Raw genomic sequence first — 26,640 nt, forward strand, 5'->3', positions numbered from 1 at the left:
ATCAGATACCCCACTTTGGAATCGGATGGTTGCCCATCGAGATGCAGACGTTTTTCATCTCAGCGAACACTTCAAAGCTGTACTCGCCACCTTCGCGCCCGGTGCCGGAGGCCTTCACGCCGCCAAACGGCTGGCGCAGGTCGCGCACGTTCTGGGTATTCACAAACACCATCCCGGCTTCGATATTGCGCGCCAGGCGCAGTACTTTGCTGACGTCCTGCGTCCAGATGTACGACGCCAGACCGTACTCGACGTCGTTGGCCAGGCGCAGGCCTTCCGCTTCGTCTTTAAACGGCAGCAGGCAGGCGACCGGCCCGAAGATCTCTTCCTGGGCCACGCGCATCCGGTTGTTCACATCAGCCAGCACGGTCGGGCGCAGGAAGTTACCGCCTTTCAGGTGTGCAGGCAGGTCGGTGGGTTTGTCCGGCCCACCCGCCAGCAGGGTGGCACCCTCTTCAATACCGAGGCGGATATAACCCGAGACTTTTTCCCAGTGTTGCTGGCTAATCAACGCGCCGACCTGGGTGTTTGGATCGGTGGGGTCACCCACGCGCAGACGGTTGGCGCGTTCTGCGAAGCGTTTGACGAATTCCGGGTAGATGCTCTGCTGAATGAAGATGCGCGAGCCGGCGGTGCAGCGCTCGCCGTTGATGGAGAAGATGGTGAACAGGGCGGCGTCCAGCGCGCGCTCGATATCGGCATCTTCAAAAATCAGCACCGGTGATTTGCCGCCCAGCTCCATCGAGTACTTTTTCAGCCCGGCGTTTTTCATGATGTTGCGCCCGGTGGCGGTGCCGCCGGTGAAGGAGACGGCGCGCACATCGTGATGACGTACCAGCGCATCGCCCGCTGTCGCGCCATAGCCCTGAACCACGTTCAGCACGCCCGCCGGAATACCGGCTTCCAGCGCCAGCTCGCCCAGGCGATCTGCGGTCAACGGGGAAAGTTCAGACATTTTCAGTACTGCGGTATTGCCCAGCGCCAGACACGGCGCCACTTTCCAGGTGGCGGTCATAAACGGTACGTTCCACGGCGACACCAGCGCACACACGCCCACCGGCTGCACCAGGGTGTAGTTCAGCATCGTGTCATCGACCGGGTAGGTTTTCCCGTTCATCTGCTGGCACACTTCGGCGAAGAACTCGAAGTTGTGCGAGGCACGCGGGATCAGCACGTTTTTGGTCTGGTGGATAGGCAGGCCAGTATCGGCGGTTTCCATCGCGGCGATCTCAGGTACGTTCTGGTCAATCAGATCACCCAGGCGGCGCATCAGGCGCGCGCGCTCTTTCATCGGCAGGTTAGCCCATTTCGGGAACGCCTCTTTTGCCGCCGCAACGGCCTGGTTTACCTCGGCTTCACCACCGGAGGCCACTTCTGCCAGCACTTCACCAGAGGCCGGGTTAGTGGTGTGGAAGTACTCGCTTCCCGCCACGTTTTTGCCGTTGATCCAATGGTTTATCTTTTTCATTTTGTTGTCTCCTCACTGACAATTCGGTTCACCAGGCGGCCCACGCCTTCCACTTCCACCACCACTTCGTCGCCAGGCACTACGTCGGAAAGCCCTTTCGGCGTGCCGGTGGCAATCATGTCGCCCGGTTGCAGGGTCATAAATTCGCTCAGGTACGCAATCAGGAACGGGATGCTGAAAATCAGGTCCGCCGTGGTGCCTTGCTGGCGTAATTCGCCGTTTACGAAGGTTCGCAGGGCCAGGTTGTGCGGGTCGGGAATGGCTGCTTTCGGAACGATGTTGGGGGAAATCGGCGTCAGCCCGTCGCGGCTTTTGACGCGCAGATTCGGGCGATAGTAGTTTTCGAGATAGTCGCGGATGGCGTAGTCGTTACAGACCGTATAGCCCGCGACATAGTCCATCGCGTCGGTTTCACTCACCTTGTGCGCGGTTTTGCCAATGACCACCACCAGTTCAGCTTCGTAATGCATGTACTCGACGTTGTTTGGGCGTACCGACGTCTGGTGGTCGCCGTTAAAGGTGTTTGGGGCTTTGATAAACACCAGCGGCTCGGTGGGCGGTTTGAAGTCCAGTTCACTGGCGTGATCGGCGTAGTTCAGCCCGAGGGCAAACAGCGTAGGGTGTGAATGTGGGTTTTGCGCAGGGGGGACATCGCGTTCGTTGACGACCGGGTTTTCCAGCGCCGGGAAACCTTCGGCCAGAATGCGCACCCGATCGCCCGGACGCAGTGCCACGCGGGCCTGCGGTGTGCCGACCAAAATGGCATCGCCAGGATTCAGGGTGGCAAATTCGCTCAGGGCGCAGAGCAGTTCGGCGGCGCTGTGCTGTAAATCTGCGGTGTTCCAGTGGTCTGCTTCGCGGCCATTGATTTCGGTAATGATGGTCAGGTTATCGACGTTATCAACGGCGACAAGCTCACCCAGAGGGCAGAAGCCGTCACGGCATTTGGCTTTGATGGCCGGGCGGTAGAAGCTCTCTTCCGGCAGGCTCACTTCGTTGGCGAGTGCGTATCCTGCGATGTACTCCGCCGCGTCTTCAGCCAGTACCTTACTGGCGGTTTTCCCCACCACCAGCGCGACCGTGGCCCCGCTTAACACCGTTTCACCTTCCGGGAACGGGATGGGTTCGCCGGCGCGGATAACGGTGTTGCCCGGTTTAATAAACCAGACGGCGGTTTTCGGCGGGGTGTTATAGGGGGCTTTTTCAAACGCTTCACGCCAGGTTTCACGCTGGCTTTGATGATTCAGCGCGACGGCAAAAACAGTACCTTTCATTGACTACTCCTCAGGCCGGAGGTCCGGATTGCGATTTCATTAATATGTTAATGATCTGGTTTTATGCTTTTGCTGTTTGTTTCGCAATCAGAAGTGAAGATTTTGTGATAGGAATAACAATAAATTTACATATAAAATTAAAATTATTTATTTATCATGATGTTAACAAAATCGCGTTGTTTCTGTTAGACTTTTTGGCAGAAAACGTGTTGTTTATAAAAACAGCTTTTTTGAATTGTTTACTTGTTAATGATTTCCGGGAGTGGCTATGCATGACTCATTAACCATCGCGTTATTACAGGCGCGGGAAGCGGCGATGTCTTACTTCCGCCCGATTGTGAAGCGGCATAACCTGACCGAACAGCAGTGGCGCATTGTGCGCGTGCTGGCTGAACATCCGTCGATGGATTTTCACGATCTGGCGTTTCGGACCTGCATTCTGCGCCCGAGCCTGACGGGCATTCTCACGCGCATGGAGCGCGACGGGCTGGTGCTGCGCTTAAAGCCGGTGAACGACCAGCGCAAGCTGTACGTGTCGCTGACCAAAGAGGGGAACGTGCTGTATGAACACGCCCAGGCGCAGGTAGAAGAGGCTTATCAGCAGATTGAGGCGGAATATACGCCGGAGAAAATGCAGCAGCTGACGGCGCTGCTGGAAGAGTTTATCGCGCTCGGCAACCGCCATATCGCAGAGCGCGGGGAAGACGAGTAACTCAGGCCTCTGGTTTTGCCAGATGGATGAGCGTGTCGATACGCGCAGGGGAAAGCGGCTCGCGCGGGTGCGGCAGCGGCCAGCCGTACAGCCAGCGGGCGCTGGTGGCGCAGGTTTTCCCCTGGCAGGCACCCATGCCACAGCGCGAGGCGAGCTTCGCCGCCTGCCAGCTTTCGGCATTTTGCACATCGCCACAGCGCACATCTTCGCAGCGGCACAGCAAGGTATCCGCTGTGATAACGTCTTTTAGCGATTCCGGTAAGGCGAATGTGGCATGGAGCGCCCGGGCGAATCGCTGCCAGCGGGCACGGGCGGCGAGAGCTTTTTCTGCCTTCCCGGGGTTATCCGCCGCCATATAGCCTGCAACTTCCCCCTCTGCCAGCGCCAGCTCACTGCCGCCAAAGCCGGTGCACTCCCCCGCAGCATAGATATCCTCCACGCTGGTGCGTTGAGACGCATCGACCCGGATAGCCTGATTTCCGGTTGCGCAGCCGAAGATAAGACCCGGCTCGAGATTGGGCACCAGTCCGTAGCCGATCGCCAGCCTGTCACAGGCTATTTCCTGATTTTTCCCGCCGTGGCGTACGGTCACGGACTGAAGATGTGCATCTCCCCTGGCATGGATAACCTGGCTTGCCGGGCGATAGTGGGCCGGAAAAAGCTCGCTGAGCTGGAGCAGTTTTTCCGGCCAGCGCCAGAGCCCTGCCGCGAACCGGGCCAGCGCGCTGACCGGCGTCTGTTCGATGATGGCAACGATATTCCCGCCTGCGCGTTTCACCGTACTGGCAACCGCCAGCAGCAGCGGCCCGCTTCCGGCGATGACCACCCGCTCGCCGTTGAGCGGCAGGCCGTGTTTAATCTGTGCCTGTAATCCACCGGCCCCCGTTACGCCGGGAAGCGTCCAGCCCGGAAACGGCAGGGAGAGTTCCCGCGCGCCGCAGCATAAAATTAACCGCTGCCAGCGGATCGCGCCGTATGTGTCTGCGGTTTCAAACACCACGGAGTGCGGTGCAGGGCGGGCAATCAGCCGGGCGCCGTTAAGCAGCGTTATGCCAGGCTGTTCCGCCACCGCCTGACGCAGGCGTAAGGCGCGCGGAGGCAGCGAAACCTGCGGGCCATCGCGCCAGATTTGCCCGCCAGGACGTGGGTTGTCGTCCAGGACGATAACTGATTTTCCGCAGCGTGCGGCGGCCAGTGCCGCCGATAGTCCGGCTGGACCTGCGCCGAGGACAAGGATCTCGCAGTCAAACGTTCGCATGTTGGCTCCTTTCTATCACCATGTCGGGCTGGCATTCCGTCTGGCAGGCCAGCACCCGCCGTCCATTCACCGTGACGCGGCACTCCTGGCAAACGCCCATGCCGCAGAAAGGCGCGCGCGGATCACCACTGACCGAACGGCGCGTCACGCCATCGCCCGTCAGTGCCAGCGCCGCTGCGACGCTGATGCCCGCAGGAACGTCACAGGGTTCACCTTCGATAATCAGGTTCAGGGTTGTCACGCGATGGCCTCCTGTTTGTGCAGCCGCGCGGGGAGCCAGGCATCCGGAGAAACGGCCGGATGTTCGCCGAGGATCTGCGCGCAGAGCAGTTCGGCGGTTGCGGGGGCGGTGGTGACACCCAGCCCTTCGTGCCCCAGCGCCAGCCAGATCCCCGGGCGCGTGGGGTGCGGGCCGATGAGCGGGTTGCCGTCTGCCGATGCAGCCCGAAAACCGCTCCAGCAGCGGATGATATTCAGACTCTCCAGCGAGGGTAAAAAATGACGCGCGCGCGCCAGCATGGTTGCCAGAAGGGGCAGATCTATCTCGCGGTCGGTGTTGTCAAACTGGCGGGAAGAGCCAATCAGCAGTTGTCCGGTCGGGCGCGGTTGGATATTAAACGCCACCGAGGTGCCGCCCGCATGGGCGCTGGCACCGTATCCCAGTTCCACCAACTGGTGGCTGAGCAACGGGCCGTAGCGATCGGTGATCGCCAACTGGCCTTTTTTCGCCCGCAGCCAGTTTTCATCCAGCAGCCTGTTGGCACCTAGCCCGCAGGCGATGACGATGGCGCCCGCGCGCAGGCGTTTGCCGCTGTGTAGGGTGACGTAAGGGGCATCGACCTCGAGGGCGCGGTCACGAAGATGCGTGACACCGGCATCTTCAATAAACCAGCGGGTGACGTTCGGCGCGTAAACAATTCCGTCTCCGGGCACCCACAGCCCGCCACTGAGCCGGGAGGTGAGCAGTGGCTCACGCGCGGCAAGCTGGTCGCGGGTCTGTAAGTCGCTGGCGACCTGGTATTGCGCCATCCGCTGTTGTTTTTCCTCTGCCAGCGCAAGCTCCTGCGGCGTTTCCGCCAGCCACAGCGTGCCGCATCCGCGCCAGGCGCAGCTTTCCGGCATGTGGGGCGTCAGTTCCCGCCAGCGCGCCAGAGACCAGGTTGAAAGGGTCAGTTCGGCGGGATCGTCATCCATACACACCAGGTGGCCCATTCCTGCCGCCGTTGCGCCCGCGTTGCCGTCGTCTACCAGCGTGACCCGCTGCCCGCGCTTTGCCAGTTGCCAGGCGCAGGCGGCGCCGATGATCCCGGCACCAATGACAATGACGTCGGTTTCGGTCACAACGTGATCCCCCAGCGGAACGGATCGTCAGGATTGAGGATCAGCCGGTTGTCGCCGCAGACCCACGCCTCACCGCGGATCGTCGGGATGATTTTGTTGCCCTGTGGCACGAAATGGGCGGTAAATTCGCTGCCGATGATGCTCGCCTGCCGCCAGCTTTCCCCGGGCCGGAGTTTGCCGTCCTCTGCCAGACAGGCCAGCTTGGCGCTGGTGCCGGTGCCGCAGGGAGAGCGATCCCAGGCTTTTCCTGGGCAGAGCACAAAGCTGCGGCTGTCTGCCCGGTCATCTTCTGCGAAGAGTTCAATATGGTCGATAATGCCGTCATGTTCGCCGCGGACCCCCGCGCGTTCTAACCCTTCCCGGATTGCCCATGCATACTCCGTTAACTGCGGGATCTGATCCGGTATCACGGCGAACGGATGATCGTTGACGAGGAAGAACCAGTTCCCGCCCCAGGCGATATCGCCCGTTACCGTGCCGTGCGCGGTTTCAACCTGCACCTGTTTGCGCCAGCGATACGCCGGGACGTTTTCTACCGAAACGCTGCCGTCTTCGTGCAGCGTGGCGGTCACATCACCCACCGGGGTTTCAATCAGATGTTTACCCGGCTGAATGCGCCCAAGCCAGGCCAGTGAGGCGATCAGGCCGATCGTGCCGTGGCCGCACATGTTCAGAAAACCGCTGTTGTTGAAGAAGATAACCCCCGCCGTGGCCTGCGGTGAAACCGGCTTACAGAGCAGGGCGCCGACCAGGACGTCGTTGCCGCGTGGCTCAAGAATGATGGCTTTGCGCCAGTCGTCATAGTCGTGCGCGAAGCGATCCCGGCGTTCGGCCATGTTTCCTGTGCCCAGGTCCGGAAAACCGTCGATGACCAGGCGGGTCGGTTCGCCGCCGGTGTGGGAGTCAATTACTCTCAGTTCGCTATGCTGCGCTGTCATGGGATCTCCGGAAAGTTAACACCTTGTTGCTAAATGCTGGCGTAAGGCTGGCATTCCTGCTTGATCGCTTTCGCCACCAGAAATGACGAAATCAGCACAGTGACCGGTTTCATTCTTAAGTGAAATTCATATTTATTTCTTATTAATCATTCTGTTGATGGTGTGGTAAACCAAAAAGGGCAACAGCGCCAGTGGATGAAACAGGGTAAATCATAAACCTGTGGCAGGATCGCAAAACGCGGTTAGGGCGCTTGATGAGTTAACAAAAAGTTAATAAAGATCCAGCTCACTAATCGGGAGGAAGCGTTATGTCCTGTGTTATTGATGATGTGCTGGCACCGTCGCCAGCGCTGGAAGTGGCTGAACTGAGCCAGATTTGTGAAGGGCTGGCGCGCCAGCGTCCGGACAATATTCAGACGTTGCTTCATGCAATGGCGTTGATTGCGCCGTTGCTGAATGCCATTCCTAATGTGGTGTTTTTTGTCAAAGACGTGCAGGCGCGTTATCTGATGGTCAATATGACCCTGGCGCGTCGCTGCGGGTTTAAGACGGTGGTTTCTCTGCTGGGGAAAACCTCGGCCGATGTTTTCCCTTCCGCGCTGGGGCAGGGCTATACCGCGCAGGATATGCGGGTGTTGCGCGAAGGGGTGACGTTGCGCGACCAGCTGGAGATGCATCTCTATAACGGCCGCGAGCGCGGCTGGTGTCTGACCCAGAAGCTAGCGCTGCGGGATGCGCAGGGCCAGGTGATCGGCATGGCGGGTATTTCGCACGACTTGCAGGAAGCGCAGGCGCGTCATCCAGCGTGGCAGCGGCTGGCGATCGTCGACGATCATATCCGCAATCATTATCACCGGCCGATCGCGATGGAGGAGCTCACCGCGCTGAGCGGTATGTCGGTGGCGCAAATCGAACGCTACTGTAAGCGCATTTTCCATCTCACCCCGCGTCAGATGATCCACAAAGTCCGACTGGAAAAAGCGACTGAATTGCTGGCGGGCGATACGCCGATTACCGATATTGCCCTGCAATGTGGCTATACCGATCACAGCGCCTTTAGCCGCCAGTTCAAGGCCATGACTGGCTCCACACCGCGTGATTTTCGCGTCACGCTGGTCGGGTAAGAGAAACGCACTGTGCTAATTTCGTCATCAAAGGGGAGGAAAACCACCAAGCCGTCGGCCGCCTGAAACGTCAATCTGTCAGTGAATATTCACCATTCATTCACTTTGATTTAACAAATTGACGACAAGGAACCGAACATGAGCAAGAAAGCCATTCACTGGAGCGGTGTATTCCCGGCAGTCAGCACCCAGTTTCGTAGCGACTATTCTGTCGATCTGGATGCCACCCATGCGGTGATGAAAAACCTGGTCAAGGATGGTGTTTCCGGCCTGGTGGTATGCGGCAGCGTGGGCGAGAACACCTCTCTGACCACGCAGGAAAAGCTGCAAATTATCGAAGTGGCGAAAGACGCGGCAGGCGGCCAGATCCCGGTTATTGCCGGTGTCGCAGAATTTACCACCGCCTTCGCGCAGAAGATGGCGAAAGAGGCCGAGCGCGTGGGTGTGGACGGCATTATGGTGATGCCTGCGCTGGTGTACTCGTCAAAACCGCATGAAACCGCGGCCCACTTCCGCAGCGTGGCAACCGCCACTGACCTGCCAATTATGGTCTACAACAACCCGCCAATTTACAAAAACGACGTGACGCCGGACATCCTGGCGACGCTCGCCGATTGCGACAACATTGTCTGCTTTAAAGACTCCTCCGGCGATACCCGCCGTTTTATCGACCTGCGTAACTCCGTTGGCGACCGCTTTGTGCTGTTCGCCGGGCTGGATGACGTGGTGGTCGAGAGCATCGCCGTAGGGGCGGAAGGCTGGATCTCCGGGATGTCGAACGCGTTCCCGCGTGAAGGGGAGACGTTGTTCCGTCTGGCAAAACAGCAGCGCTATGAAGAGGCGATGGCGCTTTACCGCTGGTTTATGCCGCTGCTGCATCTGGATGCGCGTCCGGATCTGGTGCAGTGCATCAAGCTTTGCGAAGAGTTGCTGGGTCGTGGCAGCGCCATTACCCGTCCGCCGCGCCTGGCGCTGGAAGGGGAAACCCGTGCGGAAGTGGTGGCGATTGTCGAGAAGGCGCTGGCGACCCGACCACAGCTGCCTGACGTCGGCCTGTAAGTAAAGGAGTGACGATGACTTTACCTCTCTCTGTAACAGGCCAGCAGTTTATCGCCGGACGCCGCGTGGCAAGCGGTGAGGCGACGCTGCCGGGCCTGCGTGCCGCGGATGGTGAACCCACCGGATACCGTTTTTACCCGGCCTCTCGCGAGGAGGCCGCCGCTGCTGCACTGGCGGCGGAACAGGCGTTCCCTGTTTATTCGCAGACCTCGCCTGAGGTGCGCGCCCGCTTTCTCGATACCCTCGCCGACGAGCTGGATTTACTCGGCGAGGACTTTTTTGCCATCGCGTATCAGGAGACGGCGCTGCCGCTGGCGCGCTTGCAGGGAGAGCGCGCCAGGACCAGCAATCAGCTACGCATGTTCGCCGGCGTGCTGCGTCGCGGGGATGCCTTCGGCGTGCGTATCGATACCGCGCTGCCTGCGCGCCAGCCGCTGCCGCGCCCGGATCTGCGCCAGTACCTGACGGCGCTGGGCCCGGTGGCGGTCTTCGGTGCCAGCAATTTCCCGCTGGCGTTTTCCACCGCAGGGGGCGATACCGCCTCCGCGCTGGCGGCGGGCTGTCCGGTGGTGGTGAAAGCCCATCCGGGGCATATGGCGACGGCGGAGCTCACCGCCCAGGCCATTGTGCGTGCGGTGGAGAAAGCCGCCCTTCCTGCGGGCGTGTTTAACATGATTTTCGGCACCGACATTGGCGCGGAGCTGGTGCGTCATCCGGCGATCCAGGCGGTCGGGTTTACCGGCTCGCTGCGCGGGGGTAAGGCGCTCTGGCAGCTTGCACAGCAGCGTCCGCAGCCGATCCCGGTCTTTGCGGAAATGTCGGCCATTAACCCACTGCTTATTCTGCCGCAGGCGTTAGCCACCCGGGCAGAGGCGCTGGCGAAGGAGCTGGTGACCTCTTTTACCCTCGGCTGCGGCCAGTTTTGTACCAAGCCCGGGCTGATCCTCGTCTTGCGGGGCGAAGGTATGGCCCGCTTCACGCAGGCGCTGAAAGAGGCGGTGGATCAGGCTCCGGCGCAGACCATGCTCAATACCCCAACGCTTGCCCATTATCAAGACGGCGTCAGCGCGTTTGAGGCACATCCCGATATGCAACGGCTGGCGGGCAATGATGAGGCGGTTCGCGGGCAGGCGCAGGCTCGTCTGTATGAGGCTCCGGTTTCGCTGCTGCTGGCGCAGGATCCGCTGTTGCAGCATGAGGTGTTTGGCCCGCTGGCGGTGCTGGTGGAAGTGGCTGACGAGGCTGAAATGCAGGCGGTTCTGCGCGCCATTCAGGGTCAGTTGACCGCAACGGTTCACGCGGAATCTGACGACGGCCCGCTGGCACAACGCCTGCTGCCTGCCCTGAGCGAAAAAGCCGGGCGCGTGCTGTTCAACGGGTATCCGACCGGCGTGGAAGTGTGCGATGCGATGGTGCACGGCGGCCCGTGGCCTGCCACCACCGATTCACGCGGAACCTCCGTCGGAACCAAATCCATCGAACGTTTTTTGCGTCCGGTGTGCCTGCAAAATGTGCCCGCCGCACTGCTGCCGCCTGCTGTCCAGGATGCTAACCCTCTGAACCTGCTGCGCCTGATTAACGGGCAGTGGACCCGGGAAGCCATTTCCCCCTCTGTTGACTGAAGGGCATGACCATGACGATTCACTCTACGCATCAAACATCGTCCCGCGTTGTTGAGTCGGGGAAATTTAAAAAGCAGCTTACGCTAACCGACCTGACGTTTATTGGTCTTGGGGCGATATTTGGCTCCGGCTGGCTGTTTGCCGCAAGCCATGTGGCCTCCATTGCCGGGCCAGCGGGGATTGCCTCGTGGATTATCGGCGGGATTGCCGTACTGCTGCTGGGGATTGTCTATTGCGAACTGGGGGCGGCGCTGCCGCGTGCCGGGGGGATTATCCGTTATCCGGTGTTTTCCCACGGTGAGCTGATGGGGTATCTGCTGGGCTTTATTACGCTGATTGCGTTCTCCAGCCTGATCTCCATTGAGATTGTTGCCGCGCGCCAGTATGCGGCGGCCTGGTTCCCGATGCTGACGCAGCCAGGCTCAAGCGACCCGACGCTGCTGGGCTGGGTAGTGCAGTTTTTACTGCTCTGTTTCTTCTTTGGACTGAACTACTACAGCGTCAAAACGTTTGCTCGCTCCAACAACATTATCAGTATTCTGAAGTTTCTGGTGCCGCTGGCGGTTGTCGTCACCCTGTTTACCTTTTTCAAGCCTGAAAACCTGCACGTGCAGGGGTTTGCGCCGTTTGGTATGTCCGGCGTTGAGGCGGCGATCAGCGCCGGGGGGATTATTTTTGCTTACCTGGGGCTGACGCCGATTATCTCGGTGGCGAGCGAAGTACAGAACCCACAGCGGACAATCCCGGTGGCGCTGATTTTATCGGTAGTGTTGTCGACGATTATCTACGTGCTGCTGCAACTGGCGTTTCTTGGCAGTATCCCAACCGAAATGCTTGGTAGCGGCTGGGCGGAGATCAGCAAACAGTTCTCGCTGCCGTACCGCGATATTGCCATTACGCTCGGGATGGGCTGGCTGGCGTTTATGGTGGTGTGCGACGCGATTGTCTCCCCAAGCGGCACCGGCAATATCTACATGAACGCCACCCCGCGCGTGATTTATGGCTGGGCGAAAGCGGGGACGTTTTTTAAGGCGTTCACCCATATTGATAAAGAGTCGGGTATTCCGCGTCCGGCGCTGTGGCTGACCTTCGCCATGTCTATCTTCTGGACGCTGCCGTTCCCGTCCTGGGAGCAACTGATTAGCGTGGTGTCGGCCGCACTGGTGCTGAGCTATGCCATTGCCCCGGTCACAGCGGCGGGGCTGCGCCGTAATGCGCCGGATCTGCCACGTCCGTTCCGCGTGCGTGCTTTCGGGATTATCGGCCCGGTGTCGTTTGTGATTTCAGCACTGATTGTCTTCTGGTCTGGCTGGGGTACGCTGTCATGGTTGCTGGGATTGCAGATTGTGATGTTTGTGGTCTACGTACTGTGTAAATCAAAAGTGCCTGTCCACACCGTGAGCCTGGCGCAGCAGGTGAAATCTTCCCTGTGGTTAATCGCTTTCTACGCGCTGATTATGCTTTTCTCGTGGCTTGGCAGTTTTGGCGGCACAGGGGTGATTGGTCATCCGTGGGATACGGTGCTGGTGGCGGTGATGTCGCTGGGAATTTACTACTGGGGCGAGCGAACCTGCCTGCCACAGGCTAACTTTACCGGAGACGAAGAAGAGTAGAGGAGTCGGTAATGGAGATGGTAAACCTCTCGTTAACAGAGGCTTATGCGCTGGCACATAAGGTGCTGCGCGGGAACGGATTCAGCGAGGCGCACGCCGCCGCGGTGGCGAAAAACGTCACCCACGGCGAGCGCGATGGCTGCGCTTCGCACGGTTTGTGGCGGTTGCTGGGCATTGTCGAAACGCTGCGTAAAGGGAAGGTGTCGCCAGACGTGGAGCCGGTTATCACCGATACCGCGCCCGCCATTGTGAAAGCGGACGCGGGCGGGGCATTTTCCCTGCTGGCGTTCGAACGCGCGCTGCCGCTGCTGATGGAAAAAGCACGGCACAGCGGGATTGCCGCGCTGGCGATCAACCGCTGCGTGCACTTTTCTGCCCTGTTTGCGGACGTTGAACCGCTGACGGAAGCAGGCCTGGTGGCGCTGGCGACCACGCCGAGCCATGCGTGGGTGGCTCCTGCGGGTGGCACACAACCGCTGTTTGGCACCAACCCGATCGCTTTTGGCTGGCCGCGCGGCGATAAACCGCCGTTTATTTTTGATATGGCCACCAGTGCGGCGGCGCGTGGTGAGATACAGCTACATCAACGTGCGGGTAAAGCGGTGCCGGAAGGGTGGGGTATCGACAGCGATGGCCAGGCCACCACGGATGCGCAAGCGATTCTCGACGGCGCGATGCTGACCTTCGGCGGGCATAAAGGCTCGGCGCTGGCGGCGATGGTGGAACTGCTGGCCGGGCCGCTGATCGGCGATATGACCAGTGCGGAATCGCTGGCGTGGGATAACGGCGCAGGCGGCCTGCCTTATGGTGGAGAGCTGATCCTGGCGCTCGACCCGACGCGTTTTCTGGGGGATGACGCCGCAACCCATCTGGCACGCGCCGAAACACTCTTTAGCGGAATGCAGCAGCAGGGGGCGCGATTGCCAGGAGAGCGTCGTTACCAATCCCGCGAGCGGGCAAATCGCGACGGCGTGGAGATAACCCATTCACTTTTCAGGGATATATCCGCGCTGCTGAAATAATCATCGGGTTCATCAACATAACAAGGGGGATTTTGTCCCTCTTGTTAGTACGTTTTTCGTAAAGTTTTCCTTTTCCAGGCCGAAAATTCTGTTATCTGTCTGATGGAAAGAGAAAACATGTTAAACCGTATCAAGATTGTCACCAGTTTATTGCTGGTCTTAGCTATTTTTGGCCTCTTACAACTCACCTCCGGTGGTCTTTTCTTCAATGCCCTCAAGCATGACAAAGAGAACTTCACCGTCCTGCAAACCATTCGCCAGCAACAATCCACGCTGAACGGCAGCTGGGTGGCGTTGCTGCAAACCCGTAACACCCTGAACCGCGCGGGCATCCGCTACATGATGGATCAGAGCAATATCGGCAGCGGCGCGACCGTTTCTGATTTAATGCAGATTGCCTCTGCGTCCCTGAAACAGGCGGAAAAAAACTGGGCGGATTACGAAGCCCTGCCACGCGACCCGCGTCAAAGCGATGCCGCGGCGATGGAAATTAAACGTAACTACGATATTTATCACGGTGCGCTGGCTGAGCTGATCCAGCTGCTGGGTGCAGGTAAAATCAACGCCTTCTTCGACCAGCCGACCCAGAGCTACCAGGACGGTTTTGAGAAGCAGTACGTTAACTACCTGCAACAGAACGACCAGCTGTACAAAACCGCCGTTGAGGACAGCAACAGCTCTTACACACAGGCTATCTGGGTGCTGATTAGCGTACTGATCGCCGTGCTGGTGGTGATTGTTGCCGTCTGGCTGGGTATCAAACAGGCGCTTATCTCCCCGCTGAACCGTCTGATCGACAGCATTCGCCATATCGCCAGCGGCGACCTGGTGAAGCGCATCGATGTGGAAGGCACCAACGAGATGGGCGAACTGGCCGACACGCTGCGTCATATGCAGGGTGAACTGGTGCGTACCGTGGGCGACGTGCGTAACGGCGCGAATGCCATCTACAGCGGCGCGAGCGAGATCTCAATGGGCAACAACGATCTCTCTTCCCGTACTGAACAGCAGGCGGCTTCCCTGGAAGAAACGGCTGCCAGCATGGAACAGCTGACCGCAACCGTTAAGCAGAACGCCGAGAACGCCCGTCAGGCGAGCAACCTGGCGCTGAGCGCGTCTGAAACCGCGCAGAAAGGCGGTAAAGTGGTGGATAACGTGGTGCAAACCATGCGTGACATCGCGGGCAGTTCGCAGAAAATTGCTGACATCATCAGCGTGATCGACGGTATTGCGTTCCAGACCAACATCCTGGCGCTGAACGCCGCAGTAGAAGCCGCGCGTGCGGGTGAACAGGGTCGTGGCTTTGCGGTTGTTGCCGGTGAAGTGCGTAACCTGGCACAGCGCAGCGCCCAGGCGGCCCGTGAAATTAAGAGCCTGATTGAAGACTCTGTTGGCCGTGTGGAAGTGGGCTCTACCCTGGTAGAAAGCGCCGGTGAAACCATGGGCGAGATCGTGAATGCAGTCACTCGCGTCACCGACATCATGGGTGAAATCGCCTCTGCGTCTGACGAGCAGAGCCGCGGTATCGACCAGGTTGGCCTGGCGGTGGCGGAGATGGATCGCGTGACCCAGCAGAACGCCTCGCTGGTGGAAGAGTCTGCTGCGGCCGCTGCGGCGCTGGAAGAGCAGGCGAGCCGTCTGACCCAGGCTGTTGCGGTGTTCCGCATTCAGCAGGAGCAGATGAAATCGCGCGAGTTCGGTTCGGCAAAAACCGTTGCGACCCCGGTGATGGCGCGTAAAACCGCGACCACCGATGCAGGCGATAACTGGGAAACGTTCTAATCCTGCATGTTGTGCCGGGTGGCGGCTTCGCCTTACCCGGCCTACGATTCTGGATGTTGTAGCAATATCAAAGAGGCAGACGCATCGCGCAGCGAGAGTCATACGCTAAACCGTGCGCGGCCTCTTCCTCTCTTTTCTGCCGCAGTTCAGGCGTTAACGCATCCACCCTTTCAAATCCCAGCCGCGTGTAAAACGGGGCATTCCACGGCACATCACGAAATGTCGTCAATGTCAGTGAAGCCAACCCCAACGCGCGGGCATGTTCTCCTGCACAGGCAATGAGCTGCCGACCCACTCCCTTTCCCTGCCACGCCAGATGCACCGACAGTTCCACAATAAACAACGATGATGGATGTGCTTCTGCAAGGAGAAAGCCCACTGGCTGCTCGTCTGCCAGCGCCAGCAGGCTCAGCCCGCGCTTTGCAAAATCGAGATGCAGCTCAACGGAAATACCGTCGCCGTCAGCAAGCCAGGCCAGTTCCGGGTAATCACGAAAACGCTGGCCTGCCGCGCGCTCGATGGCGGGCAGGCAGGCAACGTCATTCTCTGTGGTAGGGCGAAATGTCATTTTCATGGCGGCAAGTATAGCGGGATTTGCCTGCGCTTAACGGTTTCCCGGATCGCTAATCGGCTGGCGCACAAGGAAGATATAAGCAAGCGCCCCGATGGCCGTGACGCATCCGCAGATGATCAGCGCCAGGCGGAATGAATGCGTGGTATCCACGATAAAACCGGTCACGACAGGCGCGAACGATGCGCAGATAAAGCTCGCGAAGTTCTGAATACTCCCGACGGAAGCCGTCATGCGGGAAGCCACGGCAACGTGAATCAGCCCCCAGCAGGAGGTGCCGGCAAAGTGGATACAAAACAACGCCATACCTATCAGCAGCACCGCTCCCATTGAGGTGGTGGCATTGGGTACAACAAAGGTAAATGCAGCCGAACACAGCATCCCGGTGATGATGCAGATTTTACGGCTCCTGACGGGGGCCATACCGCCTTTTACCAGCCAGTCGGTGACAAAACCGTTTATCAGCATCCCGGCAGCGCCAAACAGGAACGGAATGGCTGCCATCAGGCCGGTGCTTTTTAAATCCAGGTTATAGGCGGTTTGCAGGTAGCCCGGCAGCCAGGCCAGATACAGCCATGCGGTGTAGTTAATGCCGCTGAAGCCCAGCATCATCCCCCACATGGTGCGATTGCGAAACAGGCTGCGCCATTCGGCAAAGCTCAGCGGATCGCGGCGGGTATTCACGCTACCCGCATTCAGATAAGCCTGCTCAACGCCGGTGAGGTCGATTTGCTCACGGTTACGGTAGAGCATGTACCAGCCAATCGCCAGAAAGATGCCCAGCACACCGATGGTGATAAACATGCCGCGCCAGCCCATCACCAGCATCATTGCCGCCAGGATCGGCGGGCTGATTGCCACGCCAATGGTCGATGCCGCATTGAACAGCCCCATCGGGCGGCCGCGCTCTTTGATGTTAAACCAGTCGTTGATCACCTTGACGCCGCACGGGTTCATCGGCGCTTCACCGATGCCCATCCCGATACGCACCAGCACGAACTGCGTAAAGCTGTGTACCATGCCGGAACAGGCCTGAAACAGCGACCAGAAGAACATCCCGAGGCCGAGCATAATCCGCGGGCCTTTGCGATCCAGCAGAGGGCCACAGGGCAACTGGGCTATCCCATAGGCCAGTGAGAAAACGGACAACAGCACGCCGATTTGCGTTGCGCTGAGCCCGAGTTCATCACGAATGGTTAAATTCGCCACCGACAGCGAACTGCGGTCGAGATAATTTATGACAGCCGCAAAAAATAAAAGGAACATGGCGGTTGTCTGAATGCGTTTTATTCTGCTACTGCGTTGAACCATTCCCTCTGGCGGGACGGGAATATCGTTTGGTGAGGCCGCATCAAACGACGACCGTGGATCCAGGGTAATATTGTTCTTTTCCACGCCGGACTCCTGAATGTTCTATTTTTATTGTTCGGGCAATCTGTTGTTGCCCGAAATGGATTTTTAAAATCAGTAGTGAAATAACCTTCACCACCGCTCACGAAATGTTTTTAAATTCAGTCGACTGTTCGTGAGCATAGGTAAGGGATATTTATCCGGCGTTTTAAATTTGATGAAACCGTGCGGTTGATAGACATTTGCTGTTTTTAATCTGTTCTTAATGCGCACCGGCAGTGCTCTGGTTGATCGACCGAATCATCGATTGTTTGGCTGAATTCAAATGGTTACACAGGGCCAGAGTGGCATCGAGGTCGCTGCGGCAGATCAACGCGCTGAGAATGGTCATGTGCTCGTCTATTGCGATGATGTTGCGCTGTTTGAGATCGCTTTCATCCCACTGATAGTGGAAGTGGAAGATCACCGAAATTATCTCAAGCGACTGATTGAAAAAGATATTCCCGGCAGCGGAAAGCAACAGGGCGTGAAAGTCGCGGTCGAGCTGAGAGAACATGCGAAAACTGCTGCCGATGCTGTCGCGCAGCATCCGGTGGCGTTCCAGCAGGGTTTTCGCTTCCAGCCAGCGGGGGTCATCGTCAGGCAAATTGAGAAAGTGCTGTAAGGCATGGGTTTCGAGCATTTCCCGCAGCTCAAACAGTTGTTCGGCATAGGCCTGGTCAAACTGCTTCATGCTCCACTGACCGCGTTTTTCACTCTGGATAAGATTGTAACGTCCGAATTTTAAAAGATATTCTCTCACCACTACCGGACTGACACCTGCGGTTCTGGCCAGCTGTAATTCTGAGAATGTCTCGCCGGCCCGCAGCTGACGCTGATTGATCATGGTGAAAAAAGCCTGTTCAAACAGCCGGGTCTGTTCGGTGAGTGACTGGCTGGTGCAGGCAAAACCATCGTCAGGATCGGGCTTACGGGTGATGACGTAGTCGCTGCCCACCGGGGTCAGCACGCCGCATTCGTGCAGATGGCTCAGGATGTGGCGCACCGTGGTGCGGCTGATGTTGTACATTTCTGCCAGCGCGCTCTGGGATGGCAATGGCGAGGGGATATGGCCGCGGGCCATATCGTCAATCACCTGGTTAATCACATTGTGGCGTAAATTTTGTGAACGACTCATGCTGGCCTCCGTTTTTGGGTATTAAAACCCGATTTAAAACATTTTTATGAGTGGCTTTTCACAATTTATGTTTTCGGTTTCTCCCGCGTTTTATTTTTCATCGATATCTGAGGCAACAGAAAAACGGGAGAGAAAAACCATGTCCACAATGAATGTGCTGATTTGTCATGAGCCAAAAAAATTAATCTGGAAAGAAAGAGAAATTCCAGCGCCCGGCAACGGTGAGGCATTAATTAAAATAAAAACGGTAGGCATTTGTGGCACGGATATACATGCGTGGGGCGGGAATCAACCCTTTTTCAGCTACCCTCGGGTGCTGGGGCATGAAATATGTGGTGAGGTTATTGCACTGGGTGAAAATATTAAAAAAATTAAACCCGGGCAGCAGGTTGCGGTTATTCCCTACGTCGCCTGTCAGCAGTGTCCGGCCTGCCTCAGCGGGCGTACCAACTGCTGTGAGAAGATTTCAGTGATTGGCGTTCACCAGGATGGCGGCTTCAGTGAGTATCTGTCTGTGCCGGTTGATAATTTACTGGTTGCAGAAGGCATTGATCCCCAGGCCGCGGCGCTGATTGAGCCTTACGCCATCAGTGCTCATGCGGTGCGTCGGGCCGCTATTGCCGTGGGTGAGCAGGTTCTGGTGGTGGGCGCCGGGCCGATTGGCCTGGGCGCGGCGGCAATTGCCAAAGCCGACGGTGCGCAGGTGGTGGTGGCAGACACCAGCCCGGCAAGGCGGGAACATGTTATTGCCCGGCTGGGCGTGCCGGTTATCGACCCGTCAGCCGATGATTTTGATGCCCTGCTGCGCGCGCAGTTTGGTGGCTCACTGGCGCAAAAAGTCATTGATGCCACGGGCAACGCTCGCGCGATGAATAACACCGTGAACCTGATCCGCCATGGGGGAAGCATTGTTTTTGTTGGCCTGTTTAAAGGCGACTTACAGTTCTCTGACCCTGAGTTCCACAAGAAAGAAACCACCATGATGGGCAGCCGAAACGCCACGCCGGAAGATTTCGCCAAAGTGGGGCGGCTGATGGCAGAAGGCAAACTGACCGCCGATATGATGCTGACCCACCGCTACCCGTTTGCCACCCTTGCTGAACATTATGAGAACGATGTGATTAACAACCGCGAGCTGATAAAAGGGGTGATCACCTTCTAGTTGCCATGCAGCGCCCGGGGGTGGGTTGGGCGCTGTTTTTTTCTTTTTCCGATCTGCGCGGCTTAATCTGCGCAGATCAGCAGTGGCGAGTAGAAGTTACTGATCACCATCGCATCTTCAGGCGTGCGTTCCAGCGTGATCAGCCTTTTCTTGCCCAGCGTTAAACCCGCAATGTACTTCTCAAAAATGCCCGCCGGCAGTTCATCGTGACCAAATTTTTCAATCTTCAGGATGGTGATTTCATAGAGCGAATTTTGCATTTTCTGCCAGCTGAACGTTTCCTGGCGGGATACCTGCCACTGATGCTGGTCATTGAAGACGTCCCCATTAAGGGTGAAATACCCGGTGCCGTCGGTATGAAAACGCAGGGTAACGCCCCCTTCAAAGCGGAACGAGCTGGTAGCACGCAGGTCGGAAAAAGTTATATTTCCCTGGCAGACAAGGGAAAACGGCGGCGCGTGGCGATACCAGAGCAGTGCCACAACGCCCAGGATCAGATTGAAGGCGATAATCAGCGCCATTTTTTTGCGCGTCATGGTTACCACTCGTACGTGTAAAGCGTGCGGCAGGCGCTGGCTTTACCCTGTGTCAGGGAGCATTGAGAGAGCACTAACCGCCCTTCGTGACCATAGAAAAGCGTATTTTGAATGTGCAGATAAAAGATGGAGTTCTTCAGACAGGGAAGGTTGCCATCATGCTGGATCTTCTGAGCAAGTGTGATGGCCTTGCTGTGAAACACATCTGCCAGCGGGGAAAAGGTGTAGACCGGGCACTCGCCGATGTGGGTCAGCAGGTGCATTTTCGCGTGATCCTGGTTTTGCTTGATCAAGAACGACCAGATGCACAGCGCCAGCACGCAAAGGGTCAGCGCGCTGCAAAACAGCAGTTCGTAGCGCCAGCGGCGCGGTTTTTTAACCGGCAGACTCTGCGTTTCGGCACTGCGTAGCGGGGTGACCGGAATATCTGCACTCAGCATAAACCCCATTTTGGGCACGGTGACGATGAACCCGGTATCAGGGACAAGACTTGCCAGCATTTTGCGCAGGATGCTGATGTACTGGTTGAGCGAATTATTTGAGCCCTGAAGGCCGCGTTCGTCCCAGACGTCGCGCAAAAAACCTTCGCGCTCAATGACATTGCCGTGGTGGGCGACCAGCAGTTTCATGATGGCGTTCGCCGTGCCGGTGAGCATCTGAGGCTCTTCTTCTGGCGCACCGATAAGAGAAAACGATCCGTCTTCGTCGCTATAGACGAGGACATCAGCAAGCAGGTATTTCATAGATAATGGCAAAACAGACAGAGAGAATGGAATACAAACGGTGAGTGTTGAGCGCACAGTTCATCAGGTCAGGTTGTTATTTTAGCTGACTTGTTACCGATAACATTGATCCAGGCGGGTTTTTATTCAGATTAATAAGTGAGCGTTACCACCACGTCATCGCTGAACTCCCCTGTGCCGGTCAGAGGCTGCGCGGGGACCACCCCGTAGATGCTGTAGCTCTGAGTTCCTCCTTGTTCGTTTGACACATTCATCGTGTTACCGCTGCTTTGATCTCCCCAGCTTTGTGTGGCGCTGGCATCCTGCCACAACCCGTAGCGCAGACATTGTCCTGTGTTGTTACAGACCTGGCGCTGGTTACCGCTGGCGTGCGCGCCCGTGCTCAGGCCAAGCGAAAAGGCGGTTCCCGCCGGGCAGCGTGCCGTAAGGGTGGCGGTCGAACGGCTGGCGCTGAGTGTGGCAGAGCTGGTGAGCGTGCCAAAGTTGAGTGGGGTGACACGCTGAATGAAACACCCGTCCGTAAGGGTTGCTTCTGCCCGGCTGGAGCCCTGGATTTGTTCGCCGTCAGCAGAGCTGTCCTGGCAGCTTTTTAACGTTTCCTGCGAGCTGGCGCTGTGCCAGGCGATACGCAAATCCATGTTGTATTTGAAATAGCTGCGAGCCGGGAGCTGGCTTTGCCCGCCAGGAATGGTGGCGAGCAACGGGAAACTGCCGCTGACGGTGGTGTTGCTGGCCGCAACCAGGGTTTGCTGCATCAGGTTGCCGCTGGTGGGTAGACTAAGTTCCTGCGCACGGTCGGTGGCGCTGAATATCCGGAACAGCAGGGTGTATTGCTTTCCCTGGTCATCGCCCACCGACATCATCTGAAACGGTGGGGTGTCGGTACTGCTCAGACAGACATTGACGTACTGCGTGGTGCCGTAGTCGGCCTGGCAGCTGAATTTCACTTTTGTACTGGCTGAGACGGCTTCCCCTGCCACCATATTGCCGAAGTTTATGTCCGCCCCGGATGTCATCCAGCAGCTCATGGCCAGAGCGTGCAGTGGCGTGAACAGTATCAGGAAAATCAGCGTTTTTACCGGCATGGTTGCTCTCCAAGGTTGAGGCGTGATGTCGATGACTGCGTTGGGGGAAGGGCGACGCGGCACGTCCCCTGAGCCATTGTTACCACCAGTTCGCCGGGGAGCGGGGGATCTTCGAGCCAGATAAAGCCATCGCGCCCAACAATGGTTGCCCCGCGTGGCGTGGAGACAACGCTACCCATCGGCAAGGGCTGGTGCCGGGAATTGACCAGCCTGGCCTGCACGGACACCGCGTGATGCACATCGAAATCGACTTTCACCGCCGTCGCCGTGCCGGGCCGGGCGTAGATATTGGTCACCGGCGTCATCACATCCGCAGGCAGGCTCAGCGGATCGATGGTCACTTTACTGTTGTGGTAGCGCGGCAGGTCGGTCAGCAGCAGATAGCCTTCGTCATCGGTTTCACCTGCTGGTCTGTTTTCCAGCAGCACAGGGACATGGCCGATACCGCGCGTGGAGATCAGCGCCAGCCCTTGCTCGTTGTAGCGCAATGCGTGAAGGGTACTATCAAGCAGCGTCAGGCTGCCTTCGCCGGTGGCGTACTGGCTGCGGGTATGGTCGCCCCTTTCCATCCCGATGTGCCATTCACCGTAGCGGCTCAGGTTACCCACATCGGCATACTTTTCGCCGTTTTCACCAAAGGATTGCCCCGCCTGCCACGACCAGCCGCCGGTTTGTTCGTTCGGTTGATGGCGATAATCCAGCCGGGGAGTATTACGGCTCGCCTGCACGGAGAGGGTATCGTGGCTGCCAAACGGAATGGTCATCATCAGCTGCACGGTATGGCTGGCGTCTGAGAGAGAGCGGGTGTAGCTCAGCGTGGCCGAGATGTGCAACGGGAGCGTTGCGGACCAGGAGGCGTTGAGATAGCGCTGTTTGCTGCCTTGCAGATTTTGCTGCACCCAACCCGCACCCAGCGTGCCTGCGTGGCGAAACGAATGGCTAACCCACAGGGTATCGCTGCGTCTGGCGGGCAAAGTCCCGCTCATGCGGGCATTATCGGCAAAGTTTTTCTCACTGCGAACGGTGCTGGCAGAAATGCCCGTGCCGTTGCCGTTCCATTGCCAGCCCATTCCCCATTTGATGCCCTGGCCGTACTGACTGTCGCTGTAGGCAATATGCTGACTGACAATGCCAGCCCGGGGTGAAATCAGCCAGTCGCTGCCAATACCAGCGTTATGCAGTCTGCGCTGTTGCTCGGTATGCAGTGCCAGCGTCAGATGGTTGTTTACGCCGTAGCGCCAGCCTGAATCGAGCATTGGCGAAGCGGCATAATCGTCTGAGCGTACCGCGTAGTTTTGCCGGGCCCAGCCAAGATCCAGCGCGCCGCTGCTCAGCCCTTCGGCCAGCATTCCCGGCGCACCGTACAGATCGAGCAGCACGGTACGGCGCTGCCCGTTGATATCGGTGACCACAACCTGCGCCTGCCCGCTACCGGTAAACGTGGGAAGGGTGTCCAGAAGGTAGTCGCCCGGCGCAACGTTCTGGCTGCTCTGCTTTAGTCCGTCAATATAGAGATCGACCGTTGAAGGTAACACCACGCTGTCGCTGTATTGCGCCCGCGGCGCGGTGTTGAGCTGCGGATTGAGCTGGAAGTTCCGCGCGAAATGGAGCCCGCCAAAGCGGACCTGGCGGCTCCAGCTTGTGCCGGTGGTAATGCTATCCCCAAGCGTCAGACTGGTGAGCGACGCCGGGTTATCCCGTTGCCATTGCGTCATCAGCCGCGTGTTCGTGCTGCTGCTCTCATCCCCCGCGCGGCTGGAAAAACTGCTGCTCAGCACACCGGGCATCACGCCGGATGCGGTGAGCGTGGTTTGCGCGCTGGCCTGACGGGCAGCATAAGTTTCGCTGGCATACAGTGAGTAAGCCAGCGTCAGGGCGCTGATGGGTTCGGCCAGCGGATAGCCGGACATATGCTCAGGGGCTTCACTGACCAGATGTTGTTGATTATCCAGCGCGCTGGCGCTCGCCAGGATCGTCGCTTGTTGCGCCAGCGCATCCACGCTGACCTGCACTCCGGGCAGTGCCGACAGCTCAATCCACTCGTGGTTATCCGCTGGTGCCCGCAGCCCCAGTTTTTTGATATCGCTGCGGGCTATCCACACTGCATCACCCTCCACGCGGCAGGCCCAAAGCCCGTCGCGCTCTGCGTGATTCAGGGTGATGGCCAGCCACTGCGTTTGCTCAGCCGGAGGCTCAGCGCGGGCTGAGTGCACTATCGCGAGCCAGAGAAGTAACGCCAGCAGTGAGCGGGCGTAAATCAATCTTGCTGGGCTGGTGGTTTTCATTGAGCCAGGCGCGCAACGCGCTGAGCGGATGGCGTGGCGTCTTCTTGAGTGTAAGGACATACATCTGCCCCGGCAGCACGTAGCCTGCCAGGCCTTTCAGTGTTTCGACGACCTGCCCATCAGCGGCCAGAGCCTGCACGTTGCTTAGACGAATATGGTGGTCACTGGTGTTATGGCACTGGATGGTGGCGCCAGAGGTGGCCACTTCGCAGCGCAGGGCGCTGTCGTTGCTGCCGGGTGCCTGAGTCCCGGCGATAAACACCGGGATGGAGTAGCGCAGCAGGAAGTGCACCGCATTGCGGTGCGACGCGTCAGGAGCCTCGGCCGGTAGCTCATCAATCACCAGGCGATAGCTCTGCTCCTGCGCACGTGCGCCAGGTTGCAAAACAATGATGCGCACCAGCTGCTGTTGGCCGGGCGCCAGGCTGGTCATGGCCGGGCTGCTGACCACAGCATCCGTCTGGGTGAGGCGGTCCTGGCCGTTTTCCTGCGTCCAGTCATAGACGCGGATCTGCGCATGGATGGGGGTGTTGCCACTGTTGGTGAGGTACACCGCCGTGGCCCGCTGATCGTTGTCCAGATCCAGCGTCACCGGCGCAACCTGAAGGGTTGCGGCAAGCGCGTAGCGTGAGAGCAGCATCAGCGTCAGCAGCCACAGGGCTACCAGAAGAAAAGGGCGTCGCATGTTCAGTACACCAGATTCAGGGTGATGTCATCGCTGTATGAGCCTGCCTGAGCGGTCGCGAGTGCGCCTGCCTCAATCACGCCATACAGGGTTTCCGATTGCTCCTGACCGTTACCGGTTCCGGTGAGCCCCTCGCTGCCGGTTATCTGGGTCTGCTTGTTTTCGTCAGCATAAAGCTTCCAGGCGATGCTCTGCGCGCCGCTGCCGGAGTCATCCGGTTTTAGCCAGAAGGTGCCGTTTTCGCTGGTGTCACGGCTGAGGGCTGAGAGCGTAAACGGCGTGCCGTTGGTGCAGGTGACGTTAAGTTGCGTACTGGCCTGAATCTCAGCGGTTTCATCAGAACTGTGGCGCGAAAAATTCAGGTCGTTGGCGTTAATGGTGCAGGATTTTACGACTTCGAGCGTGACGTGCATGGTCGCCGTGGCGGTGGTATCCGCAGACATCACCGTGGCAGGAAGTAAAAGCGTGGTGCAGCAGAACAGCGCGGGGACAAGTTTCATGGTCTTTTTCCGTTAAAAATAGAGCGACTGCTGTTCCAGCAGGCAGATTTTGCGGTGAAACTCCGCCAGGGTGTGGCAGTGGAATTTTGTCATCGCATTACGCTTGTGGGTGTAGATGGTTTTGGGCGATTTGTTCAGCAGCTGTGCGATGCGCACCAGGCTTATCCCTTTGCTGATAAGCGTGCAGACCCGCAGCTCTGAACGGGTCAGGGTGGCGTTGGGTACGCTTGCGTTGGTGAAATTTTCAGTGCTTAAGCGCAGGATCAGCTGCGACACCGACAGGTTGGTTGGCATCACTTTCACCTGCTCAGAAGGCAGGTAGATCTGGATGTCATTGACTCGCGAGGCTTCGGTAAAAACCAGACTGTGTTTATAGGGCGAACTTTTCATGACCTGTTCGCGCATTCGCAGAATGCTTTCCGGGCTTACGCCATTGCTCCAGAAAATATCTGGCCGGGGGGCCATCATCGTCGAAATAAGCGCTTTAAGGCCGAGCCACAGGAAATAGTTGTCGCTCAGAATGATGATTTGATAATCGGCGTGTGTGGTGTGAGACATGTTCATTTACTTATTCCACAGATAACCCTGGCCGTAATCCGCCGCGCTGGCGCGCGCAAGTGCAAAATCGGCAAAGGTTTCAATGCCTTCAATCAGCACCTTGCTGGCCAGCGATTTGCAGCGCTGCGTCAGGTGCAGGAAGTGTTCTGTTTCCGTCCTGCCTGACCAGAACGCCTGCTTGTCGATTTTTACGCCGTAGAATAAAAATTGGCAGGCCAGCAGCTGCGGCAAAATGGCCTCAAAGACGTCGTCCGCCCACACCTCAACTCCCCACTGGCGCAGGGACGCTATCCGCTGGCGCAGGGTGCGGGTGTCCTTCGCGTTGAGCTGCACGATTTGCTCAAGATCGGTCACTTCGATGGCAAGTAGTTCCGGGCGCGGTGTTTCCAGGATCAGGCGGGTGTAGAAGTCCTCTTCCAGCAGCAGATCGGAGGTAGCGTTCAGGTAATATTTCCCCCGCGCGTTGCAGTTCATTGCATGACGAAGCTGGGTAAAAAAATGCTGTTTACGCTGGGCAAAGCACATCGCTCTGAAGTAGTGCTCAAGATTGACGTGCGGTTTTGCCGTGGACAACATTTCCCAGGCAATCACATTTTCAGTATGTAATGCCCGGATGGATTCGAATTTGTAGCCAGTTAACATGATGGGGTTGCGTGAGTTCTCGTCGTAAGTTGATGAGTTACGCAGTGTAGAGATAGGGAGAATTCCAGGATATTTATAAATAAATTTGTCTTATATAAAGAGTTTTAATCTGATTTATAAATTATCTATAGGA

The 26,640-nt window shown here is 57.9% G+C and carries 25 protein-coding genes; 8 read left to right on the forward strand and 17 right to left on the reverse strand.

Annotated features, from left to right (window positions below):
- Position 1 precedes the first annotated feature (1 nt).
- Both hpaE and hpaG read right to left on the reverse strand, forming a co-directional pair.
- On the reverse strand, positions 2-1,468 hold the full coding sequence (hpaE, locus tag M987_RS08610) for a 5-carboxymethyl-2-hydroxymuconate semialdehyde dehydrogenase (protein WP_014068751.1): 1,467 nt from the start codon (positions 1,466-1,468) through the stop codon (positions 2-4).
- On the reverse strand, positions 1,465-2,742 hold the full coding sequence (gene hpaG, locus M987_RS08615) for a 4-hydroxyphenylacetate degradation bifunctional isomerase/decarboxylase (RefSeq protein WP_014068752.1): 1,278 nt from the start codon (positions 2,740-2,742) through the stop codon (positions 1,465-1,467). Before hpaG ends, hpaE begins: the two co-directional genes overlap by 4 nt.
- 268 nt (positions 2,743-3,010) lie before the next feature.
- Between hpaG and hpaR the strand changes: the two genes are divergently transcribed.
- Positions 3,011-3,454, forward strand: a complete 444-nt coding sequence (gene hpaR, locus M987_RS08625; RefSeq protein WP_014068753.1) for a homoprotocatechuate degradation operon regulator HpaR — start codon at positions 3,011-3,013, stop codon at positions 3,452-3,454.
- Position 3,455: 1 nt separating this feature from the next.
- On the opposite strand, the gene M987_RS08630 is transcribed toward hpaR, so the two are convergent.
- Genes M987_RS08630 through M987_RS08645 form a run of 4 tightly spaced genes read right to left on the reverse strand, consistent with a single transcriptional unit; the run spans position 3,456 to position 6,991 of the window.
- Positions 3,456-4,712, reverse strand: a complete 1,257-nt coding sequence (locus M987_RS08630) for an NAD(P)/FAD-dependent oxidoreductase (RefSeq protein WP_014068754.1) — start codon at positions 4,710-4,712, stop codon at positions 3,456-3,458.
- On the reverse strand, positions 4,699-4,953 hold the full coding sequence (locus M987_RS08635) for a (2Fe-2S)-binding protein (RefSeq protein WP_014068755.1): 255 nt from the start codon (positions 4,951-4,953) through the stop codon (positions 4,699-4,701). Before M987_RS08635 ends, M987_RS08630 begins: the two co-directional genes overlap by 14 nt.
- Positions 4,950-6,053 carry an NAD(P)/FAD-dependent oxidoreductase gene (locus tag M987_RS08640; protein WP_014068756.1) on the reverse strand — a complete coding sequence of 368 codons (1,104 nt, stop codon included), beginning with the start codon at positions 6,051-6,053 and terminating at the stop codon, positions 4,950-4,952. Before M987_RS08640 ends, M987_RS08635 begins: the two co-directional genes overlap by 4 nt.
- Positions 6,050-6,991 (reverse strand): 4-hydroxyproline epimerase, encoded by a 942-nt coding sequence (locus M987_RS08645; protein ID WP_014068757.1) that lies wholly within the window; start codon positions 6,989-6,991, stop codon positions 6,050-6,052. The genes M987_RS08640 and M987_RS08645 overlap by 4 nt, the downstream gene beginning before the upstream one ends.
- Positions 6,992-7,299: 308 nt before the next feature.
- On the opposite strand from M987_RS08645, the gene M987_RS08650 reads away from it, so the two are divergent.
- The 6 genes from M987_RS08650 (at position 7,300) to tsr (ending at position 15,213) form a co-directional block, all read left to right on the forward strand.
- Positions 7,300-8,115, forward strand: a complete 816-nt coding sequence (locus M987_RS08650) for an AraC family transcriptional regulator (RefSeq protein WP_014068758.1) — start codon at positions 7,300-7,302, stop codon at positions 8,113-8,115.
- Positions 8,116-8,253: 138 nt separating this feature from the next.
- Positions 8,254-9,174 carry a dihydrodipicolinate synthase family protein gene (locus M987_RS08655; protein ID WP_014068759.1) on the forward strand — a complete coding sequence of 307 codons (921 nt, stop codon included), beginning with the start codon at positions 8,254-8,256 and terminating at the stop codon, positions 9,172-9,174.
- A gap of 14 nt (positions 9,175-9,188) precedes the next feature.
- Positions 9,189-10,796 carry an aldehyde dehydrogenase (NADP(+)) gene (locus M987_RS08660; protein ID WP_014068760.1) on the forward strand — a complete coding sequence of 536 codons (1,608 nt, stop codon included), beginning with the start codon at positions 9,189-9,191 and terminating at the stop codon, positions 10,794-10,796.
- An 11-nt stretch (positions 10,797-10,807) separates the two neighbouring features.
- The gene (locus tag M987_RS08665; protein WP_014068761.1) at positions 10,808-12,409 is read left to right on the forward strand and encodes an APC family permease; all 1,602 of its coding nucleotides are present in this window, start codon (positions 10,808-10,810) and stop codon (positions 12,407-12,409) included.
- A gap of 11 nt (positions 12,410-12,420) precedes the next feature.
- On the forward strand, positions 12,421-13,431 hold the full coding sequence (locus tag M987_RS08670; RefSeq protein WP_014068762.1) for an Ldh family oxidoreductase: 1,011 nt from the start codon (positions 12,421-12,423) through the stop codon (positions 13,429-13,431).
- A 117-nt stretch (positions 13,432-13,548) separates the two neighbouring features.
- Positions 13,549-15,213, forward strand: a complete 1,665-nt coding sequence (gene tsr, locus M987_RS08675) for a methyl-accepting chemotaxis protein (protein WP_014068763.1) — start codon at positions 13,549-13,551, stop codon at positions 15,211-15,213.
- Positions 15,214-15,280: 67 nt separating this feature from the next.
- On the opposite strand, the gene M987_RS08680 is transcribed toward tsr, so the two are convergent.
- From M987_RS08680 to M987_RS08690, 3 genes are all read right to left on the reverse strand, one after another.
- The gene (locus M987_RS08680) at positions 15,281-15,787 is read right to left on the reverse strand and encodes a GNAT family N-acetyltransferase (RefSeq protein ID WP_014068764.1); all 507 of its coding nucleotides are present in this window, start codon (positions 15,785-15,787) and stop codon (positions 15,281-15,283) included.
- Between the two features lie 30 nt (positions 15,788-15,817).
- Positions 15,818-17,179, reverse strand: coding sequence for an MFS transporter (locus tag M987_RS08685; RefSeq protein ID WP_014068765.1), 1,362 nt, complete (start codon positions 17,177-17,179; stop codon positions 15,818-15,820).
- A gap of 217 nt (positions 17,180-17,396) precedes the next feature.
- A complete protein-coding gene (locus M987_RS08690; RefSeq protein WP_014068766.1) occupies positions 17,397-18,311 on the reverse strand; it encodes a GntR family transcriptional regulator in 915 nt (304 codons plus the stop codon).
- A 139-nt stretch (positions 18,312-18,450) separates the two neighbouring features.
- On the opposite strand from M987_RS08690, the gene M987_RS08695 reads away from it, so the two are divergent.
- A complete protein-coding gene (locus M987_RS08695) occupies positions 18,451-19,473 on the forward strand; it encodes a zinc-binding alcohol dehydrogenase family protein (RefSeq protein ID WP_014068767.1) in 1,023 nt (340 codons plus the stop codon).
- 62 nt (positions 19,474-19,535) lie between these two features.
- Here M987_RS08695 and M987_RS08700 read toward each other — a convergent pair whose 3' ends face one another.
- The 8 genes from M987_RS08700 to M987_RS08735 all read right to left on the reverse strand — a co-directional run bounded on the left by M987_RS08700 (position 19,536) and on the right by M987_RS08735 (position 26,507).
- Positions 19,536-20,009, reverse strand: coding sequence for a hypothetical protein (locus M987_RS08700; RefSeq protein ID WP_014068768.1), 474 nt, complete (start codon positions 20,007-20,009; stop codon positions 19,536-19,538).
- 2 nt (positions 20,010-20,011) lie between these two features.
- Positions 20,012-20,752, reverse strand: coding sequence for a winged helix-turn-helix domain-containing protein (locus M987_RS08705; protein WP_014068769.1), 741 nt, complete (start codon positions 20,750-20,752; stop codon positions 20,012-20,014).
- 131 nt (positions 20,753-20,883) lie between these two features.
- On the reverse strand, positions 20,884-21,837 hold the full coding sequence (locus tag M987_RS08710; protein ID WP_014068770.1) for a Csu type fimbrial protein: 954 nt from the start codon (positions 21,835-21,837) through the stop codon (positions 20,884-20,886).
- Positions 21,828-24,122 carry a fimbria/pilus outer membrane usher protein gene (locus tag M987_RS08715; protein ID WP_128738890.1) on the reverse strand — a complete coding sequence of 765 codons (2,295 nt, stop codon included), beginning with the start codon at positions 24,120-24,122 and terminating at the stop codon, positions 21,828-21,830. Before M987_RS08715 ends, M987_RS08710 begins: the two co-directional genes overlap by 10 nt.
- Entirely contained in the window at positions 24,031-24,807 is a 777-nt protein-coding gene (locus tag M987_RS08720) for a fimbrial biogenesis chaperone (protein ID WP_014068772.1), read from the reverse strand. The genes M987_RS08715 and M987_RS08720 overlap by 92 nt, the downstream gene beginning before the upstream one ends.
- Before the next feature lie 2 nt (positions 24,808-24,809).
- Positions 24,810-25,307, reverse strand: coding sequence for a Csu type fimbrial protein (locus M987_RS08725; RefSeq protein ID WP_014068773.1), 498 nt, complete (start codon positions 25,305-25,307; stop codon positions 24,810-24,812).
- 12 nt (positions 25,308-25,319) lie between these two features.
- On the reverse strand, positions 25,320-25,871 hold the full coding sequence (locus M987_RS08730) for a helix-turn-helix transcriptional regulator (RefSeq protein ID WP_014068774.1): 552 nt from the start codon (positions 25,869-25,871) through the stop codon (positions 25,320-25,322).
- Entirely contained in the window at positions 25,872-26,507 is a 636-nt protein-coding gene (locus M987_RS08735; RefSeq protein ID WP_014068775.1) for an EAL domain-containing protein, read from the reverse strand.
- Positions 26,508-26,640 lie beyond the last annotated feature (133 nt).

The sequence above is a fragment of the Enterobacter soli ATCC BAA-2102 genome, from assembly GCF_001654845.1.
Lineage (GTDB): Bacteria > Pseudomonadota > Gammaproteobacteria > Enterobacterales > Enterobacteriaceae > Enterobacter > Enterobacter soli.

What these genes read in the sequence shown, in the direction of transcription:
- hpaE (WP_014068751.1), bottom strand. Translation starts at nt 1,468, where the DNA reads ATGAAAAAGATAAACCATTGGATCAACGGCAAAAACGTGGCGGGAAGC.
- hpaG (WP_014068752.1), bottom strand. Translation starts at nt 2,742, where the DNA reads ATGAAAGGTACTGTTTTTGCCGTCGCGCTGAATCATCAAAGCCAGCGT.
- hpaR (WP_014068753.1), top strand. Translation starts at nt 3,011, where the DNA reads ATGCATGACTCATTAACCATCGCGTTATTACAGGCGCGGGAAGCGGCG.
- M987_RS08630 (WP_014068754.1), bottom strand. Translation starts at nt 4,712, where the DNA reads ATGCGAACGTTTGACTGCGAGATCCTTGTCCTCGGCGCAGGTCCAGCC.
- M987_RS08645 (WP_014068757.1), bottom strand. Translation starts at nt 6,991, where the DNA reads ATGACAGCGCAGCATAGCGAACTGAGAGTAATTGACTCCCACACCGGC.
- M987_RS08650 (WP_014068758.1), top strand. Translation starts at nt 7,300, where the DNA reads ATGTCCTGTGTTATTGATGATGTGCTGGCACCGTCGCCAGCGCTGGAA.
- M987_RS08655 (WP_014068759.1), top strand. Translation starts at nt 8,254, where the DNA reads ATGAGCAAGAAAGCCATTCACTGGAGCGGTGTATTCCCGGCAGTCAGC.
- M987_RS08660 (WP_014068760.1), top strand. Translation starts at nt 9,189, where the DNA reads ATGACTTTACCTCTCTCTGTAACAGGCCAGCAGTTTATCGCCGGACGC.
- M987_RS08665 (WP_014068761.1), top strand. Translation starts at nt 10,808, where the DNA reads ATGACGATTCACTCTACGCATCAAACATCGTCCCGCGTTGTTGAGTCG.
- M987_RS08670 (WP_014068762.1), top strand. Translation starts at nt 12,421, where the DNA reads ATGGAGATGGTAAACCTCTCGTTAACAGAGGCTTATGCGCTGGCACAT.
- tsr (WP_014068763.1), top strand. Translation starts at nt 13,549, where the DNA reads ATGTTAAACCGTATCAAGATTGTCACCAGTTTATTGCTGGTCTTAGCT.
- M987_RS08680 (WP_014068764.1), bottom strand. Translation starts at nt 15,787, where the DNA reads ATGAAAATGACATTTCGCCCTACCACAGAGAATGACGTTGCCTGCCTG.
- M987_RS08690 (WP_014068766.1), bottom strand. Translation starts at nt 18,311, where the DNA reads ATGAGTCGTTCACAAAATTTACGCCACAATGTGATTAACCAGGTGATT.
- M987_RS08695 (WP_014068767.1), top strand. Translation starts at nt 18,451, where the DNA reads ATGTCCACAATGAATGTGCTGATTTGTCATGAGCCAAAAAAATTAATC.
- M987_RS08700 (WP_014068768.1), bottom strand. Translation starts at nt 20,009, where the DNA reads ATGACGCGCAAAAAAATGGCGCTGATTATCGCCTTCAATCTGATCCTG.
- M987_RS08705 (WP_014068769.1), bottom strand. Translation starts at nt 20,752, where the DNA reads ATGAAATACCTGCTTGCTGATGTCCTCGTCTATAGCGACGAAGACGGA.
- M987_RS08710 (WP_014068770.1), bottom strand. Translation starts at nt 21,837, where the DNA reads ATGCCGGTAAAAACGCTGATTTTCCTGATACTGTTCACGCCACTGCAC.
- M987_RS08715 (WP_128738890.1), bottom strand. Translation starts at nt 24,122, where the DNA reads ATGAAAACCACCAGCCCAGCAAGATTGATTTACGCCCGCTCACTGCTG.
- M987_RS08720 (WP_014068772.1), bottom strand. Translation starts at nt 24,807, where the DNA reads ATGCGACGCCCTTTTCTTCTGGTAGCCCTGTGGCTGCTGACGCTGATG.
- M987_RS08725 (WP_014068773.1), bottom strand. Translation starts at nt 25,307, where the DNA reads ATGAAACTTGTCCCCGCGCTGTTCTGCTGCACCACGCTTTTACTTCCT.
- M987_RS08730 (WP_014068774.1), bottom strand. Translation starts at nt 25,871, where the DNA reads ATGAACATGTCTCACACCACACACGCCGATTATCAAATCATCATTCTG.
- M987_RS08735 (WP_014068775.1), bottom strand. Translation starts at nt 26,507, where the DNA reads ATGTTAACTGGCTACAAATTCGAATCCATCCGGGCATTACATACTGAA.